The following is a 14566-nucleotide window of genomic DNA, read 5'->3' on the forward strand; positions in this document are numbered from 1 at the left end:
ACAAAATGCACATGCATTGCAATCATCCTACGTTCTTAATGTCGTGCTCTACGCTTTGAATTTCGTCCTGCATGATGTCCTCAGTAATAATCCCATCTTCTTTGAATTTCACTAGCACCCACTTATACAAGTCAAAGTAGACACGTCCCCAACTGCTCAGAACGCCTCTATAAATGTGGTTGTCTCCTGAAACCACATTCTGTTCAGCATTTTCCTTTAGAGCATTTAAACATACCCTACGGGCCGAAACGGAGCCATTTCTAACAGCTGCAGTAATTTTATCAGACTGGTTCAGAAGCATTTTTTTGCAGTCATCGCGCACTTTGCCTGACAGAGAAGCTCCCTCTAGTGTACTACCAAAACGCTCAGAAATCTCCGTACTAAAAGCATCAAGGGCATTCAATACTTCTTTTATCTCTCTGGTTGTAAATAAATTAGAGAAAAAGTTCATGCGGTCTAGAGTTAGTGGTAAAAGAGTTTGAACTGCTGCTCATCGCAAAAGAATGCCGTAGTCTTTCCAGTTTCTTGGCTTAGGTACTGCTTTGGGAATCGGTAATGCTAACGCTCATTTCGTAGCGGTCAGCCTCGGCGGGTGCCCCGCTAGGTGGGGTAATGACGATTTCGTAGCGGTCCGTCGCATATTCGGCATAAATCCGGGTACGAGCGGCTTCTACAGCTTCTTCGGAGTTGGTAACGCCGGTTACTGTTACGGTGGTGGCATGGGAGCCAGGGCCGGGACTTTCAAAGAATACTTCCATCGTAGGAGAACAAAAGGGAGAAAAATAATGACATTGACTTGTGGAAAGTGCGCCCATATGGGCTTAGGCTTTTACTCTGATACCATTGGTCCTGCCGACTATCTAGAGGGTAAAACAACTGCGGATATTTGGATTGTAGGGCTCAACCCAAGCCATGACATTGGCCACGTTGAGCAGCGAACAGCCGCCGAGTTTGCAGATTTCGACCCTGATTGCCATAGCTATTTCAGGGATTTTAGAAAAGTCTCACCTGCTCTGTATGCGAATTGGAAAAGCCCAAACAGTCGTATTGCTCATACGGACTTGGTGAAGTGCTTCTCTCCAAGCTTTCCGCCCATTGTATCAGTTAATGGCTTTTCAAGGGCGGTTGACAAGAACCAGGTGGTGAATAACTGCAGCACGCATCTACTTGAACAGATTCGTCGATTCAGGCCCAAAGTGATTATCTGTAATGGTGCCCCGGTATGTTACACCGTCATGGGGTTCTTTCCTCCCAATATCGAGGCGCAGACCAATCGGGCTACCTCTTACAAGTACGACCTAGACTTGGGGAATGGCACAAAGCATTCCTTTTGGCTCGTGCTCTCGGGCTTTATCGGAAGGATAGACGACTGGAACAAAAGAAGGCTAGGGGTTGAAATTGAGGAAATACTGGCGAGTGAAGGAATTGAGCTGCATTCGGGCACAAGCAGCTACTCATAACCTTTGAGAAAGGTAAGCTGCTCCTGAAAGGCAGCCAGCGCCTCGGCCGATGACAATACAAAGCGGTGGGTTTTACTACCTGGTGGGTACTGCAGCAATCCAGTAGGCATGGCAAGGCTGCCGAGCAGCCGGTGTAAAAAGCGGGGCTGGGGCCCTTTGAGGGTGTTGTTTTTCAGGCCAACAACATTGGTGTAGGTTAGCTGCTGCGCGTCGCAAAACGACTTTAAGTTACCGCTACCAAGCATTTTCAGGCGGGCCTGGGCATAATGTAGAGCGTCCTCATAGGACACAGATAAACGCAAGTCCGGCAGGGTGAGCGGTGCTGCTTCTTGGCGGCATTCTTCTTTTATCATGCTTTATAGCTGCTTGAAGAGGGGCTGTAGGGGTGCCAGATGAGTTGGGAGCCACTCGGGGTAGAGTTTGTGGCAGAGATAGCCAAAGCTCAGGCTACCGGCCAGCATCAGCACCCAAATGATGCGCTCCGTGCGACGGGCAAAGACTAATTCGGTTTCAATGGCCAGCGCAGTCGTTTTATCCCCTTGGTGCAATGCTTTCAGCTTCAGGTCGACTTGGCAAAGGGCTGTTGAATTATCAATCAGCTGCTCTAGCAGCCGTTCGGATGGGTGGGAATAAGGATTCATCGGCAAGGGTACTAATGCATGATTAGGGGCGGTGCTGGGAACTGGGCTTGTACCCAATTTCCGAAAAGCCAAGCCAGGCCAAAAATGGCCGTAGTGCCGCCGATGATGATGGCGGCCACTGCGCGGTTGTACCGTTTCTGGTCCTGGGCCAGCTTTGGGAGTGCCTGGCGTAGCAGCTCGTCCCCGCGACGGCTGACCGCGTAAAGCGTCTGGCTTAACGGGTCCGTGGCAAGGGGAAGCGGTGGTAAAGGCCGGTGTTGCCGGCGACGAGGGAGGAACCTCATGCGGCGTAGGGCAATGCGCGCCACGCCAGCGCGGGGGCCTGGCCGCTGCTCAGCTGCTGCACCAGCGTATCGACTTCCTCCGGGCTGAGCATATCCCGGCGCGGGCCTAGAAACCGGATACCATCGAACAAGTCCCGCTCCCCGCTCACAAAGCGCACGGCGTACACGTTTTCGTAGTTGCCGGTGTAAGCGTAGCGGGTGAAGAGCGTAAGGGCCTGGGGGTCGATGTTGTACTCCTGGCAAATTTTAGCGGCCAGCGTTAGCGGGCACTGCGCGAGGCCGGCTGCGCCACCTTCGGCCAATTCGGTTGCAACGGCCCATCCCTGCTCGGGATGAACGACCAACTCGCAACGGGTCGGGGCCTGCTTCACGTCGTCGTATAGATGGAATGGCAGTGCATGAGTAACGCCGGCCAGCGTGACTAAGCTGTTCATAGGAAAGGAAAATAAGTGGTAGGGAAAGGCAGATTTAGGGGAGTGCTACAAGCCAGCCCTGACGCTGAAAACGCTCGCGCAGTTCGTCGGCCGACGTGTCCTCCCCGATGAATTGCAGCCACTCAGCCACGGTAGCCAGGTCCGGGGCTTCGGCCAGAAATTCGTTTGGGGTGTTGAGCGCAGTGGCCGCGGTCAGGCGCTGCTCCGGGTCGGGGTAGCGCAGTAGCAGCTCGGCCATCTGATAGAGCATCCCCCGGACGCCTAGCGTTGGCGGAGTTGATTCAAAGGGAATATCCATCCGGGCTGGCAATGGAAGGAATAGGGATTAGTGTTGCCGGGAAGGCCGGCCGGGCTGCGAGGCCGGAATCTCGCTGGGGTTCTGCATCTGGTAAACGGCCAACTGAAAGACCTGCTCCAAGTCCAGTTTGGCCAGCACGGCCAGCCGCTGCAGTTCGTCCAGCGTGGCGGTTTCGGGCTTCTGCATCCGGAGCGTAAGCGTCCGGTAAACGACGCCCAATTCCTGAGCGACTTCCGTTCGGGGGCCTAGCGCATGGATTAGCTCAGCCAGCGTATGGCAGGCCACCGGGCCGGGGCTGGTCGGTTGAAGGAGTGGCATAACTTGAATGCTGGGGACCGTCGGGGCTTTGGGGCTTTTCATGGGAGCAAAAGAAGGCTGCTTTTTTGTCAACATTACGGCTTACCGTAAAAAATGACAATTTGATGCCCTCACATTGCTCAACTCAAACAAGGCCGGCGCGTCGTAGCAGACTATCTGGAGGCCGTCCGGCTCGGTGATACAGGCGAGAAATATCAGCACATTGCCTTGCCGCGTCTGGCGCTCGCCGGCCCGCTGCAGGATGGCAAAAGTTGAAAAACCACCTTTTATAAGCCAAGGCCAAGCTATTGGCTAGGGTTGCTCGGACCAAGGGGCACTTGGTCAGGAATGGGCAAACTGTCCTCGGTGCGAATGCTGGGGCGCGGGCCGGTGGGGATAGCTGGCTCGTACCAGTCGCGGTAGGCCGTGTTAAGCCGGTCGGCAACGATGGCCAGTCGCTCGGGGGTACCCTCGCGCTTCAGCCAGATATGGGAGCTGCCGCAAACGACTTGGTAGCCCTCGCCCATAAACTCGCGGATGTAGGGCGCCAGCGCCCGCAAATCGTCCTGACGGGTGTGGGCCTGCACGTACTTGCGAATGGCCATCAGACGCTCCTTCTCGGCCGCGTCGGCGGGTTGTATCTCAATAGCCAGGTAGGATTCCTGGTGGTATGTGCTCATAGGGAAAAGAACAAAAGGGAGAAAAGAGACTGGGGGAATTAGACTAGAAGTAAAGAGTACTGCCCGCCTTGTTCCTCGCGGGTCCGGCGCAGGCCCTCCTGGGCTATCGGGCGGGCCGCTTTTACGAGCTTTAGCAGCGCCTCGTAAGCTTCGGGCGTGTCGATTAGCATACCCATGTGCTCCGCTACTTCCTCGGCCAGCACTTCGCTGTTGATGCCTTTGCCTAGTTGCTGCATCAGGGCCTCGACGTCGGCAATGGCGGCTATCACCTGGTTGCGGTACTGGTTCCACGTCGGGCTTTGAATGGTCGGGGCTTCGCTGGCTTTCATAGCGGGAGCAGATTACTTGACGGCCCATTGCAAGGCCTGCCATGTGGGTAAAAATTCGAGTTCGGCGTCCTAGCGCTGGGCGCTGGCGTAGGCTTTGCCCTGGCTGAGCACCACCGCCTGGGCGCTGTGAATCGGGGCCTGGTCCTGGACCCGAAAAAAATGGCCGGCGTGGTAGGGGTTGTAGCTGATGGGCTCTGTGGCCGTGGGCTGCGGAGCGCTACGGAAGGTTCCGATGGCGTAGGCGTGAACATTGCGCTGGCGCTGGGAAAGGACACGCTGCCGGCCTGATTCCGTCACTTTGAACACTACTCCGGTCAACTGCACCGTGGCAAGATGGGCCACTACCAGCCCCCCAAACTGCACCGAAAACAGGCCCTTGTATTTCAGGTTGCGGTACACCTTCACTTGCTGGCCTTCTAGGTCGATGGAAAGGGCTCGGGGGGCTTTCATGGCGCGGCGCTTAGAGGTGGGTATCGTAGCCGGTAACCGACGTAAAGAGGGCTTGCAGGTCATCGCCGTACACCATCTCAAAAACTTGCTCGTGGCTGATTACCGGCTCCCAATCCCAATCGACGAGCACCTGGCGGTAAAATTCCACTTTGTAGGTGTCGGAGGGCATGAGCGTAATTTTCATACGGTTGACCTGGGCCTGGTTCTTCCGCAAATTCATGCGAAGCCAAGGGTTCGGGTTGCTGTCTGACCGACCAGCTGCCATCAGCTTATCGGCTCCGGTCATCATCAGAAACTTATTGCCGCCAAGCTGCTGCAAAATGATGTAAGCTTCTTCTACTACTTCGGGCTTCGGGGCTGGGGCGTTGCTCATAGAAAAGGGCTTTTCGATGCGTTGCTGATACTTATTAAACGCAAAAGGACGTGTTTATGTTGCTTTTTTAGCAATAATAATCTTATTTTTTTGGCAATAAATTGGCATAAAAATGACTTTTCCCCTCTTGTAGTTTTTGTAATTGCAATCTCCTTTTGTGCCCTGCCCTGCCCCGCCCGGCTCGGGGCCGGGCAGGGCAGCCGCTCCTAGTAGGATTGTAGCCAGCTTAGCTCAGCCGTGTAAAATTGGCGGTCTGTCTCGTCGGCCAGTGGCTCGGCAACGGTCAGTTCCAGGCCCTCGGCCGTGTTGGTCAGCGTGGGCGTGTGGCCCTGGGCAGTCAGCGCCTCGGCAAAGCGCTCCAGGTCGCCAAAGCTGCTATCACTGGTGACGCTGTGGATGCCCTTGTTCTGTCCGTAGCTGGTCTGCATCGCGTGGCGCTGGCGGTGGTGCCAGTCATGGAAGGCAGCGAACTGCTGGGCTAGGCTGGGGGCCTCGCGCAAGTCGAGCGAGTCAAGGAAGAAACCGTAAGCCGCCGAGAAGCTGCGGCGCTCACTGATGTACTTGGCTCCGTAGCTCATGCGGTAAAGCTTGCCGCTCTCGTCTAGGCCTTCTTATAGCAGCGGGGGGATAAAATTACGCTAAGCTCTTTGTAGCGTTTTTAACATTGGTAAAAAGAAGAGCGTGTACTGGACCGGACCTTTGTGCCAGTACATTTCTTATTTGTCATGCAGTGGTTGTTATTGATATTGGCCGGGTTAGCCGAAGTCGCGTTTGCCTTTTGTCTCGGCAAGGCGAAGCTGGCTATTGGAGCCGAAGCGGTCGGGTGGTACGCCGCCTTTGGGGGGTGTGCGGTTCTGAGCTTTTACTTGCTCAACCTGAGCCTAGTGCAGATACCCTTGGGCACGGCTTACGCTGTCTGGACCGGCATCGGGGCGGTGGGTACGGCGGTGGTTGGTGTCGTGGCCTTCGGGGACCAGCTGACCGGGCCGCGCCTGTTTTTCCTCACCACCCTGATTGGGTCGGTGTTGGGCCTGAAAGCTGTAGCGCATTAGCGATGTGGCGCCTACTTGAGTTTGGCGCGCACGCGGCTCAGCGTGACTTGGGTAATGCCCAAATACGACGCCAGGTGCCCCAGCGCCACGCGGTGCAGCAGGTGAGGCTGCTGGGCCAGCAGGTCGGCGTAGCGTTCCTCGGCGGTGCGAAACTGCCGGGCAATCAGTTGCTGCTCGGTTTGCTGCCACACGCGCTCGACCAGCGCCCGCCCCCAGTTGGCCAAGTGGATGTCCTCCCGGTACAAGGCGTGCAGCGCCCGCATGTTGAGGCGAAACAGGCCGCTGTCTTCTAGCAGTTCTATCGTCTCGTAGCTCACGGCCTGCTCGGTATATCCCCGAATCGAAGCCAACACAGACCCCTCTTCGGAAAACCAAAACGTGACCTCCCGGTCCGCTCGGCGGGCATACACCCGCGCCAGGCCCCGCTGCACCACATACACGTGGTGCGCCAGCGCGTCGTCCCGAAACAAGACGGACCCCTTCGGCAGCTCCACGTATTCGGCCAGCGCCAGCAGCTTATCCAGCGAAGCGGGCGGCAACGGGTACGTGGCCAGCAGAATCTCGGAAAGGGTCAGGTTGGGGGACATGCCCGCAAGATAACCGCTCCTTTTTCTGGTGGGGCTCCGCCTTGCCGCCTTTTTTACCCTTCAACAACTCCCCCTATGGAACCCATCACCCTCCGTCAAGCCACTCCAGCTGACGTTAGCCAGTTGCAGCACATCGGCCGCCAAACCTTTTTCGAGACGTTCGCTGCCAGCAACTCCGAAGAAAACATGCGCGCCTACCTGGAAGAAGGCTTTGCGGCCGAAAAGCTGACGGCCGAACTGCAAGAACCACACTCCTCCTTTTACTTCGCCGAGCAGGCCGGCCGCGTTATCGGCTACCTGAAAGTGAACACCGGCCCGGCGCAAACCGAGCAACACGCACCCAACGCCCTGGAACTCGAACGCATTTACGTGCTGCAGGAATTTCACGGTCAGCGGGTCGGGCAGCTGCTCTACGAGCAGGCCCTGCACCTGGCCACGCAGGCGCGGGCCGAGTGCCTGTGGCTCGGGGTGTGGGAAGAAAACCCGCGCGCCATCCGCTTCTATGAGAAAAACGGCTTTGTGGCTTTCGACAAGCACGTGTTCAAGCTCGGCGATGACGAGCAGACCGACATTATGATGAAGCTGCCCTTGCCTCACAACGGCTAGCGATAAGGGCTATGCCAAAGAAACCGCTTTTTCTGGGCCTGCTGATTCTGGGCACGGCTTTTTGGGGCATTTCCTATTCGGTGGTGAAGACCGGCGTAGGCTACGCCGACCCCTACAGCTTTCAGACCTATAAATTTTTGATGGCCGCGGCGGCCGTGGCCCTGCTGTTTCCCCGCCAATTCGCCCACCTGAGGTGGCGCACGGTGGGCTGGGGACTGCTGCTGGCCCTGCCACAGTTCCTGGGCAGCACCCTGCAAACCATCGGCCTGCAAACCACCAGCGCCGCCAATGGGGCTTTTCTCACCGGGCTCAGCGTGTTGCTGGTGCCGCTGGGCAAGGCCCTGCTCTACCGCCAATCCGTGGCGCCTAAGATGTGGGCAGCGTGCGGGCTGGCCCTGGTTGGCCTCTACGTGGTGGCCGTGCCGGGGGGCTGGCACCTGCACGCGGGAGATGGCTGGATACTCGCCTGCGCCGTGGCCTTTGCCGGCTACGTGTTGCTGGGCGGGCGGACGGCCCGGGAGCCGCACTTGATGGCGATGCTGGTGGTGCAGCTGCTGGGCTGCGCAGGGCTGGCCCGGCTCTCGGGCTGGGGCGCGGGCTACGCGCTGGCCGTGCCCACGGCCGGCGCGTTCTGGCAGGCCGTTGGTTTTACGGCGCTGCTGGCCACGGCCTACGGGTACGGGGTGCAGCACTATGCCCAGCAATACCTGAGCGAAGAAAAAGTGGCCCTCACCCACTTAGGCGAACCCCTTTTCGCGGCCCTCGCGGGGGCCGTGTTGCTGCACGAGGCGCTTACGCCCCGCACGGTACTGGGGGGACTGCTTATTTTCGGGGCGATGGTGCTGGCGGAGGTACAGCTGCGCGGCTGGGGGCGCCGCCCGAAGCCAGCCAAAGCGCCCGTTCCGCCCCTTCCGAATTCTACCCTACCCTCCTTACCGTAACCTGCCCATCATGCCTACTTCCCTTTTCCGCGTGGACTTAGCCACGGCCGCCGACATTCCCGCCCTCTTACCGCTGATGGAGGGACTAGCCGACTTTGAGCACTACCGCGACACCTTCGCCATCACGCCTGAAATACTCTACCAGCAGGGTTTTGCCCAGCAGCCGCCCGATTTCTACTGCCTGGTGGCCCGGCACGTAGAGGGGCAACTGGGGGGAATGCTGGTGTATTACTTCCTTCCCTTTACGGCCAGCGCCAAGCCGACCCTCTTCATCAAAGAGCTATTCGTGGACGAAGCCTATCGAGGCCATCGATTGGGCGAGGAATTAATGCGTGCCGCGGCGCACGCCGCCGTAACGCACGGCTGCGGCGCGATACGCTGGGCCGTGGCGGCCTGGAACGAAGCCGGACGACGCTTCTATGAGCGCTTAGGTGCGCAGGCCAACCCCGTCTGGGTGGACTATAGCCTCAGTGGCGACGCTTTAGTGTCCCTCGCCAATACGCCATCCCGTAGCTAGTTGGCTCTGTGACGGAAAGCCGTGGCCGCTACGCTAGGTAGGTGTTATTCACGAATGCAATGATTCCTTAATGGGATAGCTGCCCGGAGTGCTTAGCGTAATTTTATTCCCCTGCTACTGTAAAAGGGCCCGGTAGGGATGGGAAGGGAGCGACCAGCGGGAGCTGTCCGTCAGGACCGGAGCGCAGCGCAGCCCTGGACAGCCCGGCCATCCGCCCAAATGTCTTCCAACTGCCTTGCTGTGGGCGTCCACTCCTCTAACTAGGAGGTTTTATAAGTACAACCCGATGCTCTTCTGGTCAGAGGCGTTTAGCGTTTTGAGCCAACGGCAATGGGCACTGATGGAGAATGGGCCAGCAGTAGTCCGAGTTGCGAAACCCTGCCTGGTTCACCTAAATAGGATTCTGAATCGAAAGAGGAGGAATTATAAGTCCCTTTTGCTTGACGTGGGGCCAATCTAAGTAGGAGGTTTTATAAGCCAGACGATATGAGTTGTCTGCTTAAGAGGGGTAGTGGCTTGCTAAGTAGGAGGTTTTATAAGCTGAAAGGGTGTTCTCACCTGTTGGGGAGTAGTTTCTGTAGTTCTAAGTAGGAGGTTTTATCAGTCAAAAAGGAGGCAATAAAGCGGTCAGTGAAAAGTGCTCTGGGGCGGAGGCGTAGCATATCTTTGAGTGGCTAGGGGGTATCCAGGAATGTTATATTAGTAAAATAGTAATAAATAGTAGAAAAGTGCAATCACGGTTTGTGCTATTATAAACCCTCCCTTTTTGTTGTTTTTTCGTTCTGGAGCCCCTCTTTTATACTTAAATGCTTTTTTTAGAGGGGCCATCACCAAACTTGTGGTATTTTAAGTATTTAACAGTATTTGTAGGGCGACGTAACAGCTTATTTACCAAATACTTATAGCACATAACTAGGAGGTTTTATAAGCCAACCAGGAGGTTTCATAAGCTTAGCAGGAGGTTTCATAAGCTAAGTAGGAGGTTTTATAAGTTGAAGCAGGAGGTTTTATAAGCTAAGTAGGAGAAATTATTACTTCCCTCCTACTTGGGTTTTTTGGCGTATGTTTGAGACGTCGAACCTTCCCTCGCTGCTATGTCTACCACTGCTGCTGAAACTGTTGCCTCTGTCCAGGTGCGACAACATAACGCCATCACCAACGCACGCTATGAAATGAGCGCTTGCGAGATGGACATTGTCTTTGCCTTGCTCTCCAAACTAAGCAGCAACGATAAGCCCGGCACTATGTACTTGGTACGGGTTCGGGAGCTGGAGCATTTGACTGGACGCCAGTGGAACTACAAGCAACTGCTTGATTCGACTGAGCAGCTCAACAGCCGCATCTACCATATCGAGGATAAGGCCAAAGTGCTACAAATAAGTCTACTGGCTTCGGCCGAGTACTTGAAAGGCAAAGGGGTGATTGAGCTGGAAATCTCGGAGAAGATGCGCCCCTACCTCATCGACCTGAAAAGCAACTTCACTAGCTACCACCTGCAAGCGGCCTTGAGCCTGACGAGCAAATTTGCGAAGCGTATCTACCAGCTGGTTTCGCAATGGAAAGACGTCGGGCACACGAAAACCTACACTCTGGATGAGTTTAAGTACATGCTCAACCTGAAGGACCCGAAAGGAAAAGAGCCGGAACAATACGTGGCGATAGCCAACTTCCAGCGTGATGTGCTGAAGGTGGCCATCAATCAAATAAACGAGCACACCGATTTACGGGTCAGCTACGAGCTGCTGAAGTCGAGCCGTGCATATGACCGGATTAAGTTCTACGTCAACGCACAAGAGCCCAAGCAACTGCTGATACCCTTTGAGTTGCCGGCCGATGATGCCAAAGCCCAAATGGCCAGCAAGCACCTAGAGTCGTTGGGCATTGTCGAGCCCAAATTGGTGCAGGAGATTTTGCAGAGCCCCAAGCATACAGAAGCCCTTTTCGGCTTCATTTACAAGCTCAAAACCGACAAAATCAAGGCCGACAAGAACCCTGGGGGGCTTTTCCTGAAAATGCAAGGGCTTCGCTAAACCAAAGCAAGTTGCACGCTGATGGATGAACAAGTGGGCGCAGCTAAACTTCCACCTCATCTGTCCCTCATTTGACCTATATGAAAAAAAGTATACTCGCAGCTTGGTGCTGCTTGGTGTTCACGTCGTGTAGCAGCAATGGCCCAAGCCAAGAAGAATACCAGCAGTTAAAGAAAGAGAACGAGGTTCTCACGCAACAGCTAGACCAGTGCCAAAACGGCTCGGCTCACTTGCTGGAAGGAGCCCGCATTTTGTTGAAGCGTCGGGACTTCCCGAATGCCTTGTCCACGCTACAGGATTTGCTGCGGCGGCATCCTGATTCGGAAGAAGCCAAAGAAGCGCGGAAACTGGTGGAAACGACTAAAGTAGCGGCCAAAAAAGCTACCGCAGCTGAAGAAGCCAAAGCCGATAAGCTGGCTGTACTCGGGGAGAAAAAGAAAGCGGAGCGCAGCCGAATAGAAGCCAAGTATCTGGCCATTATCAACACCTTTCAGGGGGAGACATTTGATGCGACGGCCTTTCAGGAGCGTATGAAAAGGGAGGGGTTTAAGCAAATTGGCGGCGACTATTCCAACAATTTCGATGGCCGATACAAAGGCCACTCAGTGGTCATCAAATATGGCGGTGCTACAGCTTCATCCAACGGCTGGGTTCAAAACTGGACAGTTACAGTAGAGTAATATATCAATACTATCCTTGTCTTTACTTAAACGCATGGACCCTCAACCACTAAGCTTCACCTACGACCTGCGGGATATGTCCCGGAGCATGAATACGCCTACGGAAGTCAATCTTTGCGACTGGGACCAACTGCAAAAGCTGCACCTCCGAGAGCTACGCCTCGCTGGCACTATAGACCTTTCCACGGCATCGCGATTGATAAACTTCAACGGATGGCTAGCCATAGCCAGCTTTTCGCTAATCGTGGGCAAGCAATTTGTGACCGAGCCAAAGGGATGCCACAAGGTCGAATTAAGCGACGAAAGCACGGTAACTATAACCGCCTCACTGACGTGTAAAAACGACTTCAACGCCTTGGCAATGGAAATGCTCGAACTACTACGCCCCATGCATGAGAGGCAGCAATAGGCAACGTTTTCAGCAATTATCCAATGATATAGCCGAACTTGCACTATGGGAACAAAACGACTCCGCGGCGAAGCCCGCATAGCTGATGCTCAGGGCCAAACTCTGATTCATGATAAGAATGCGCTAGTGGTCCTGAACCGAGACGCAGCCAACAATTTCACTTGGTCAGCCAAAATGGAACAGATGGATATTGGCATTTCCGCTTTTGGACTAAAAGGAGTGACTTATACCCTTCAGTTTCGCAATTCTTACTTGCGCTTCACCGGTACTGTTTCAGTGCCTGGGTTCCGGGGCAATCGCGGCCACGTTACCATTCACGCCGAAGGCCAAGGTGTACCTGCTGGTGTCAACCCGGCTACTGTTTAGCAGCAAATTTCTCTCTCGTTCGCGGCCTCCAATTCAATAAGGGAAACTCTCCTACTTGGAGGGTTTCCCTTATTTGGTTCACAACATCCTGATTTATAGAACGGGTTCTTTAAAATGCGCAGACGCTGGATATGGTCGTTAGTATCCTGGCCGGAAAAAGCCGCTTCCTGGCAATCATGCCCGACGAGCTGCCCCTGCGCCCCACCGACTTTGTGGCCTACTGGTACTGGCAGTTGCCGGCCGGGACGCATTCATTACCCTAGCCGTGAACCTTTTCGCGGGGCGTCATCTTGATACCCATTGGACCAGGCTGAATAAAGTCACCAGGAGCATGCTCCTACCCCTTTAAAACCAAAACAAGTCGTACCGTTCCCGCATGAGACAGCTTAAAATCAGCAAACAGATTACCAACCGCGAAAGCCAGTCCCTGGACAAGTACCTGCAGGAGATTAGCAAAGTGAGCATGGTGTCGATAGACGAGGAAGTAGAGTTGGCCCAGCGCATTCGCGAAGGTGACCAAATGGCCCTCGAAAAGCTGACCAAAGCCAACCTGCGCTTTGTAGTATCGGTGTCCAAGCAGTACCAAAACCAGGGCCTGACCCTGGGCGACCTCATCAACGAAGGCAACCTGGGGCTGATTAAAGCAGCCAAGCGCTTCGATGAGACAAAGGGGTTTAAGTTCATTTCGTATGCCGTATGGTGGATTCGCCAGAGCATCCTGCAGGCCCTGGCCGAGCAGAGCCGCATCGTGCGCCTGCCCCTGAACCGGGTGGGCTCGCTGAATAAAATCAGCCGCTCGTTCTCGGAGTTGGAGCAAAAGTTTGAGCGTGAACCCTCACCCGACGAGATTGCGGAGCTGCTGGAGCTGAGCACTTCCGAGGTGGTGGACACGTTGAAAATCTCGGGCCGCCACGTCTCAATGGATGCGCCCTTCGTGCAGGGTGAGGAAAACCGGCTCCTCGATGTGATGGCGAATAAGGACACGGAAAGTCCCGATGCCGGCTTGCTGAACGACTCCCTGCGCCGGGAGGTCCAGCGCGCGCTCTCGACCCTGACCCTGCGCGAGGCGGACGTCGTCACGCTGCACTTCGGGCTGAATGGTCACGCGGCGCAGACGCTGGAAGAGATTGGTGAGCAGTTCAGCCTGACCCGGGAGCGGGTGCGGCAGATAAAGGAAAAGGCTATTCGCCGCCTCAAGCACACCACGCGCTCGAAGGCATTGAAACCGTACCTGGGCTAGCATCAGCGGTCGTTCTGATGGTTCACTTCAGAAGTAAGGGGTTATAGGGTGTTGTTAAACCCCTGCTGTTGCGTGCGGCCGACGTGTAGGGGTAGCACAAGAGTAGGAACAGAAAATATCGCTAGGCCCATTCGCCAAGCGATGCTTCCTAGGGAGTGAGGGTGCGCAAGGGACGCAGTTGCCCGGCCGCAACGGCTTCGGGCAGCGTAAAATCGTAGCGGCCCAGCATATTCACGTGTTCGTGCAGCAAGGGGTGTTGTTAAACAAATAGGGCAAAACCTCCGACTCAGTTGCGTAACAGCATACTTTTCCCGCTTAGTACGCTATTTGACAGAAGCTTACCCGGAGATGGGGTAAAACGATAGTCTTAACGTTCGTTTTGGCTATTCTCTTCCGATTGTATTAAGGGACTTGTAAAACTATCGACGCTCGCTACTCTTATGGCACATTTGTGCCTTATCAGTAGCATTCAAGCTGTCTGGCTTCCGAGTCGGAGGTTTTGCCCTATTTGTTTAACAACACCTAGCTTTGGAGGGTGGGGGGTGGAGCGATAGGTTTGGGAAGTTGTTGAGGGTTAAAATAGGAAAGCGCGCCAGCCTCAAGCCCACCAACTCTCCGTGGAGACCAGCACCCACGCTAAAAAACGGGCCTTACCAACCAAACGTGGCGACATTACGCACCAAGCACCATGAAGATGATACAGGAACTGTTTTACGTTTACTGGCGCTGCAAAAAGTGCGGAGCCGAGAGCAACAAAGGCACTAGTAATGCTCCTGACCGTGACGGCTGTCCTAAAGCAGGTGGTCGCCACGATTGGGCATCGGTGTAAGTGAAAGTTCACCCAAACCGCCTCAAAAACACCCCGCGAAACGGTTATGCGGGGTGTTTTTAA

Annotated in this window: 23 protein-coding genes; 10 read left to right on the forward strand and 13 right to left on the reverse strand. The window is 55.2% G+C overall.

What is annotated here, in order from left to right:
• Nucleotides 1-22: 22 nt before the first annotated feature.
• Both MTP16_RS24670 and MTP16_RS24675 read right to left on the reverse strand, forming a co-directional pair.
• A complete protein-coding gene (locus MTP16_RS24670; protein WP_243520794.1) occupies nt 23-451 on the reverse strand; it encodes a hypothetical protein in 429 nt (142 codons plus the stop codon).
• 79 nt (nt 452-530) lie between these two features.
• Nucleotides 531-758, reverse strand: coding sequence for a hypothetical protein (locus tag MTP16_RS24675; RefSeq protein WP_243520796.1), 228 nt, complete (start codon nt 756-758; stop codon nt 531-533).
• Between the two features lie 57 nt (nt 759-815).
• Here MTP16_RS24675 and MTP16_RS24680 point away from each other — a divergent pair, with 57 nt between their 5' ends.
• Nucleotides 816-1460, forward strand: coding sequence for a uracil-DNA glycosylase family protein (locus MTP16_RS24680; protein ID WP_243520798.1), 645 nt, complete (start codon nt 816-818; stop codon nt 1458-1460).
• Here MTP16_RS24680 and MTP16_RS24685 read toward each other — a convergent pair.
• From MTP16_RS24685 to MTP16_RS24730, 10 genes are all read right to left on the reverse strand, one after another.
• On the reverse strand, nt 1451-1813 hold the full coding sequence (locus tag MTP16_RS24685; protein WP_243520800.1) for a hypothetical protein: 363 nt from the start codon (nt 1811-1813) through the stop codon (nt 1451-1453). The two genes, MTP16_RS24680 and MTP16_RS24685, sit on opposite strands and share 10 nt — an antisense overlap.
• Before the next feature lie 3 nt (nt 1814-1816).
• The gene (locus tag MTP16_RS24690; RefSeq protein ID WP_243520802.1) at nt 1817-2101 is read right to left on the reverse strand and encodes a hypothetical protein; all 285 of its coding nucleotides are present in this window, start codon (nt 2099-2101) and stop codon (nt 1817-1819) included.
• Between the two features lie 280 nt (nt 2102-2381).
• Entirely contained in the window at nt 2382-2819 is a 438-nt protein-coding gene (locus tag MTP16_RS24695; protein ID WP_243520804.1) for a hypothetical protein, read from the reverse strand.
• Nucleotides 2820-2853: 34 nt separating this feature from the next.
• Nucleotides 2854-3057: a hypothetical protein gene (locus MTP16_RS24700; RefSeq protein WP_243520806.1), complete on the reverse strand. Its 204-nt coding sequence runs from the start codon at nt 3055-3057 to the stop codon at nt 2854-2856.
• A gap of 87 nt (nt 3058-3144) precedes the next feature.
• The gene (locus tag MTP16_RS24705) at nt 3145-3435 is read right to left on the reverse strand and encodes a hypothetical protein (protein ID WP_243520808.1); all 291 of its coding nucleotides are present in this window, start codon (nt 3433-3435) and stop codon (nt 3145-3147) included.
• Nucleotides 3436-3719: 284 nt separating this feature from the next.
• The gene (locus tag MTP16_RS24710; protein ID WP_243520810.1) at nt 3720-4094 is read right to left on the reverse strand and encodes a hypothetical protein; all 375 of its coding nucleotides are present in this window, start codon (nt 4092-4094) and stop codon (nt 3720-3722) included.
• 38 nt (nt 4095-4132) lie between these two features.
• The gene (locus tag MTP16_RS24715) at nt 4133-4423 is read right to left on the reverse strand and encodes a hypothetical protein (RefSeq protein ID WP_243520812.1); all 291 of its coding nucleotides are present in this window, start codon (nt 4421-4423) and stop codon (nt 4133-4135) included.
• Nucleotides 4424-4492: 69 nt separating this feature from the next.
• Nucleotides 4493-4873: a hypothetical protein gene (locus tag MTP16_RS24720; protein WP_243520814.1), complete on the reverse strand. Its 381-nt coding sequence runs from the start codon at nt 4871-4873 to the stop codon at nt 4493-4495.
• 10 nt (nt 4874-4883) lie between these two features.
• Nucleotides 4884-5246 carry a hypothetical protein gene (locus MTP16_RS24725; RefSeq protein WP_243520816.1) on the reverse strand — a complete coding sequence of 121 codons (363 nt, stop codon included), beginning with the start codon at nt 5244-5246 and terminating at the stop codon, nt 4884-4886.
• 206 nt (nt 5247-5452) lie between these two features.
• A complete protein-coding gene (locus MTP16_RS24730) occupies nt 5453-5824 on the reverse strand; it encodes a hypothetical protein (protein ID WP_243520818.1) in 372 nt (123 codons plus the stop codon).
• Nucleotides 5825-5971: 147 nt separating this feature from the next.
• On the opposite strand from MTP16_RS24730, the gene MTP16_RS24735 reads away from it, so the two are divergent.
• The gene (locus MTP16_RS24735) at nt 5972-6298 is read left to right on the forward strand and encodes a DMT family transporter (protein ID WP_243520820.1); all 327 of its coding nucleotides are present in this window, start codon (nt 5972-5974) and stop codon (nt 6296-6298) included.
• Nucleotides 6299-6309: 11 nt separating this feature from the next.
• On the opposite strand, the gene MTP16_RS24740 is transcribed toward MTP16_RS24735, so the two are convergent.
• Nucleotides 6310-6885, reverse strand: coding sequence for a Crp/Fnr family transcriptional regulator (locus MTP16_RS24740; protein WP_243520822.1), 576 nt, complete (start codon nt 6883-6885; stop codon nt 6310-6312).
• Between the two features lie 75 nt (nt 6886-6960).
• Between MTP16_RS24740 and MTP16_RS24745 the strand changes: the two genes are divergently transcribed.
• From MTP16_RS24745 to MTP16_RS24775, 8 genes are all read left to right on the forward strand, one after another.
• Complete coding sequence (locus MTP16_RS24745) at nt 6961-7491, forward strand: GNAT family N-acetyltransferase (RefSeq protein WP_243520824.1); 531 nt, start codon at nt 6961-6963, stop codon at nt 7489-7491.
• An 11-nt stretch (nt 7492-7502) separates the two neighbouring features.
• Complete coding sequence (locus MTP16_RS24750) at nt 7503-8432, forward strand: DMT family transporter (RefSeq protein ID WP_243520826.1); 930 nt, start codon at nt 7503-7505, stop codon at nt 8430-8432.
• A gap of 10 nt (nt 8433-8442) precedes the next feature.
• Complete coding sequence (locus MTP16_RS24755) at nt 8443-8949, forward strand: GNAT family N-acetyltransferase (RefSeq protein ID WP_243520828.1); 507 nt, start codon at nt 8443-8445, stop codon at nt 8947-8949.
• 1094 nt (nt 8950-10043) lie between these two features.
• The gene (locus tag MTP16_RS24760) at nt 10044-10979 is read left to right on the forward strand and encodes a replication initiation protein (RefSeq protein WP_243520830.1); all 936 of its coding nucleotides are present in this window, start codon (nt 10044-10046) and stop codon (nt 10977-10979) included.
• A 71-nt stretch (nt 10980-11050) separates the two neighbouring features.
• Nucleotides 11051-11659, forward strand: a complete 609-nt coding sequence (locus tag MTP16_RS24765; protein WP_243520831.1) for a tetratricopeptide repeat protein — start codon at nt 11051-11053, stop codon at nt 11657-11659.
• A 34-nt stretch (nt 11660-11693) separates the two neighbouring features.
• Nucleotides 11694-12068, forward strand: a complete 375-nt coding sequence (locus MTP16_RS24770; protein WP_243520834.1) for a hypothetical protein — start codon at nt 11694-11696, stop codon at nt 12066-12068.
• A 497-nt stretch (nt 12069-12565) separates the two neighbouring features.
• Entirely contained in the window at nt 12566-12697 is a 132-nt protein-coding gene (locus MTP16_RS25965; RefSeq protein ID WP_262922686.1) for a hypothetical protein, read from the forward strand.
• A 113-nt stretch (nt 12698-12810) separates the two neighbouring features.
• Nucleotides 12811-13674 (forward strand): sigma-70 family RNA polymerase sigma factor, encoded by an 864-nt coding sequence (locus tag MTP16_RS24775; RefSeq protein ID WP_243520836.1) that lies wholly within the window; start codon nt 12811-12813, stop codon nt 13672-13674.
• Nucleotides 13675-14566 lie beyond the last annotated feature (892 nt).

This window comes from Hymenobacter monticola (assembly GCF_022811645.1).
Classification (GTDB): Bacteria; Bacteroidota; Bacteroidia; order Cytophagales; family Hymenobacteraceae; genus Hymenobacter; species Hymenobacter monticola.

Coding starts and splice junctions, on each gene's coding strand:
- MTP16_RS24755 (WP_243520828.1), top strand. CDS start 8,443: ATGCCTACTTCCCTTTTCCGCGTGGACTTAGCCACGGCCGCCGACATT.
- MTP16_RS24670 (WP_243520794.1), bottom strand. CDS start 451: ATGAACTTTTTCTCTAATTTATTTACAACCAGAGAGATAAAAGAAGTA.
- MTP16_RS25965 (WP_262922686.1), top strand. CDS start 12,566: ATGGTCGTTAGTATCCTGGCCGGAAAAAGCCGCTTCCTGGCAATCATG.
- MTP16_RS24730 (WP_243520818.1), bottom strand. CDS start 5,824: ATGAGCTACGGAGCCAAGTACATCAGTGAGCGCCGCAGCTTCTCGGCG.
- MTP16_RS24770 (WP_243520834.1), top strand. CDS start 11,694: ATGGACCCTCAACCACTAAGCTTCACCTACGACCTGCGGGATATGTCC.
- MTP16_RS24745 (WP_243520824.1), top strand. CDS start 6,961: ATGGAACCCATCACCCTCCGTCAAGCCACTCCAGCTGACGTTAGCCAG.
- MTP16_RS24740 (WP_243520822.1), bottom strand. CDS start 6,885: ATGTCCCCCAACCTGACCCTTTCCGAGATTCTGCTGGCCACGTACCCG.
- MTP16_RS24710 (WP_243520810.1), bottom strand. CDS start 4,094: ATGAGCACATACCACCAGGAATCCTACCTGGCTATTGAGATACAACCC.
- MTP16_RS24705 (WP_243520808.1), bottom strand. CDS start 3,435: ATGCCACTCCTTCAACCGACCAGCCCCGGCCCGGTGGCCTGCCATACG.
- MTP16_RS24690 (WP_243520802.1), bottom strand. CDS start 2,101: ATGAATCCTTATTCCCACCCATCCGAACGGCTGCTAGAGCAGCTGATT.
- MTP16_RS24680 (WP_243520798.1), top strand. CDS start 816: ATGGGCTTAGGCTTTTACTCTGATACCATTGGTCCTGCCGACTATCTA.
- MTP16_RS24685 (WP_243520800.1), bottom strand. CDS start 1,813: ATGATAAAAGAAGAATGCCGCCAAGAAGCAGCACCGCTCACCCTGCCG.
- MTP16_RS24715 (WP_243520812.1), bottom strand. CDS start 4,423: ATGAAAGCCAGCGAAGCCCCGACCATTCAAAGCCCGACGTGGAACCAG.
- MTP16_RS24775 (WP_243520836.1), top strand. CDS start 12,811: ATGAGACAGCTTAAAATCAGCAAACAGATTACCAACCGCGAAAGCCAG.
- MTP16_RS24735 (WP_243520820.1), top strand. CDS start 5,972: ATGCAGTGGTTGTTATTGATATTGGCCGGGTTAGCCGAAGTCGCGTTT.
- MTP16_RS24675 (WP_243520796.1), bottom strand. CDS start 758: ATGGAAGTATTCTTTGAAAGTCCCGGCCCTGGCTCCCATGCCACCACC.
- MTP16_RS24725 (WP_243520816.1), bottom strand. CDS start 5,246: ATGAGCAACGCCCCAGCCCCGAAGCCCGAAGTAGTAGAAGAAGCTTAC.
- MTP16_RS24720 (WP_243520814.1), bottom strand. CDS start 4,873: ATGAAAGCCCCCCGAGCCCTTTCCATCGACCTAGAAGGCCAGCAAGTG.
- MTP16_RS24695 (WP_243520804.1), bottom strand. CDS start 2,819: ATGAACAGCTTAGTCACGCTGGCCGGCGTTACTCATGCACTGCCATTC.
- MTP16_RS24750 (WP_243520826.1), top strand. CDS start 7,503: ATGCCAAAGAAACCGCTTTTTCTGGGCCTGCTGATTCTGGGCACGGCT.
- MTP16_RS24700 (WP_243520806.1), bottom strand. CDS start 3,057: ATGGCCGAGCTGCTACTGCGCTACCCCGACCCGGAGCAGCGCCTGACC.
- MTP16_RS24760 (WP_243520830.1), top strand. CDS start 10,044: ATGTCTACCACTGCTGCTGAAACTGTTGCCTCTGTCCAGGTGCGACAA.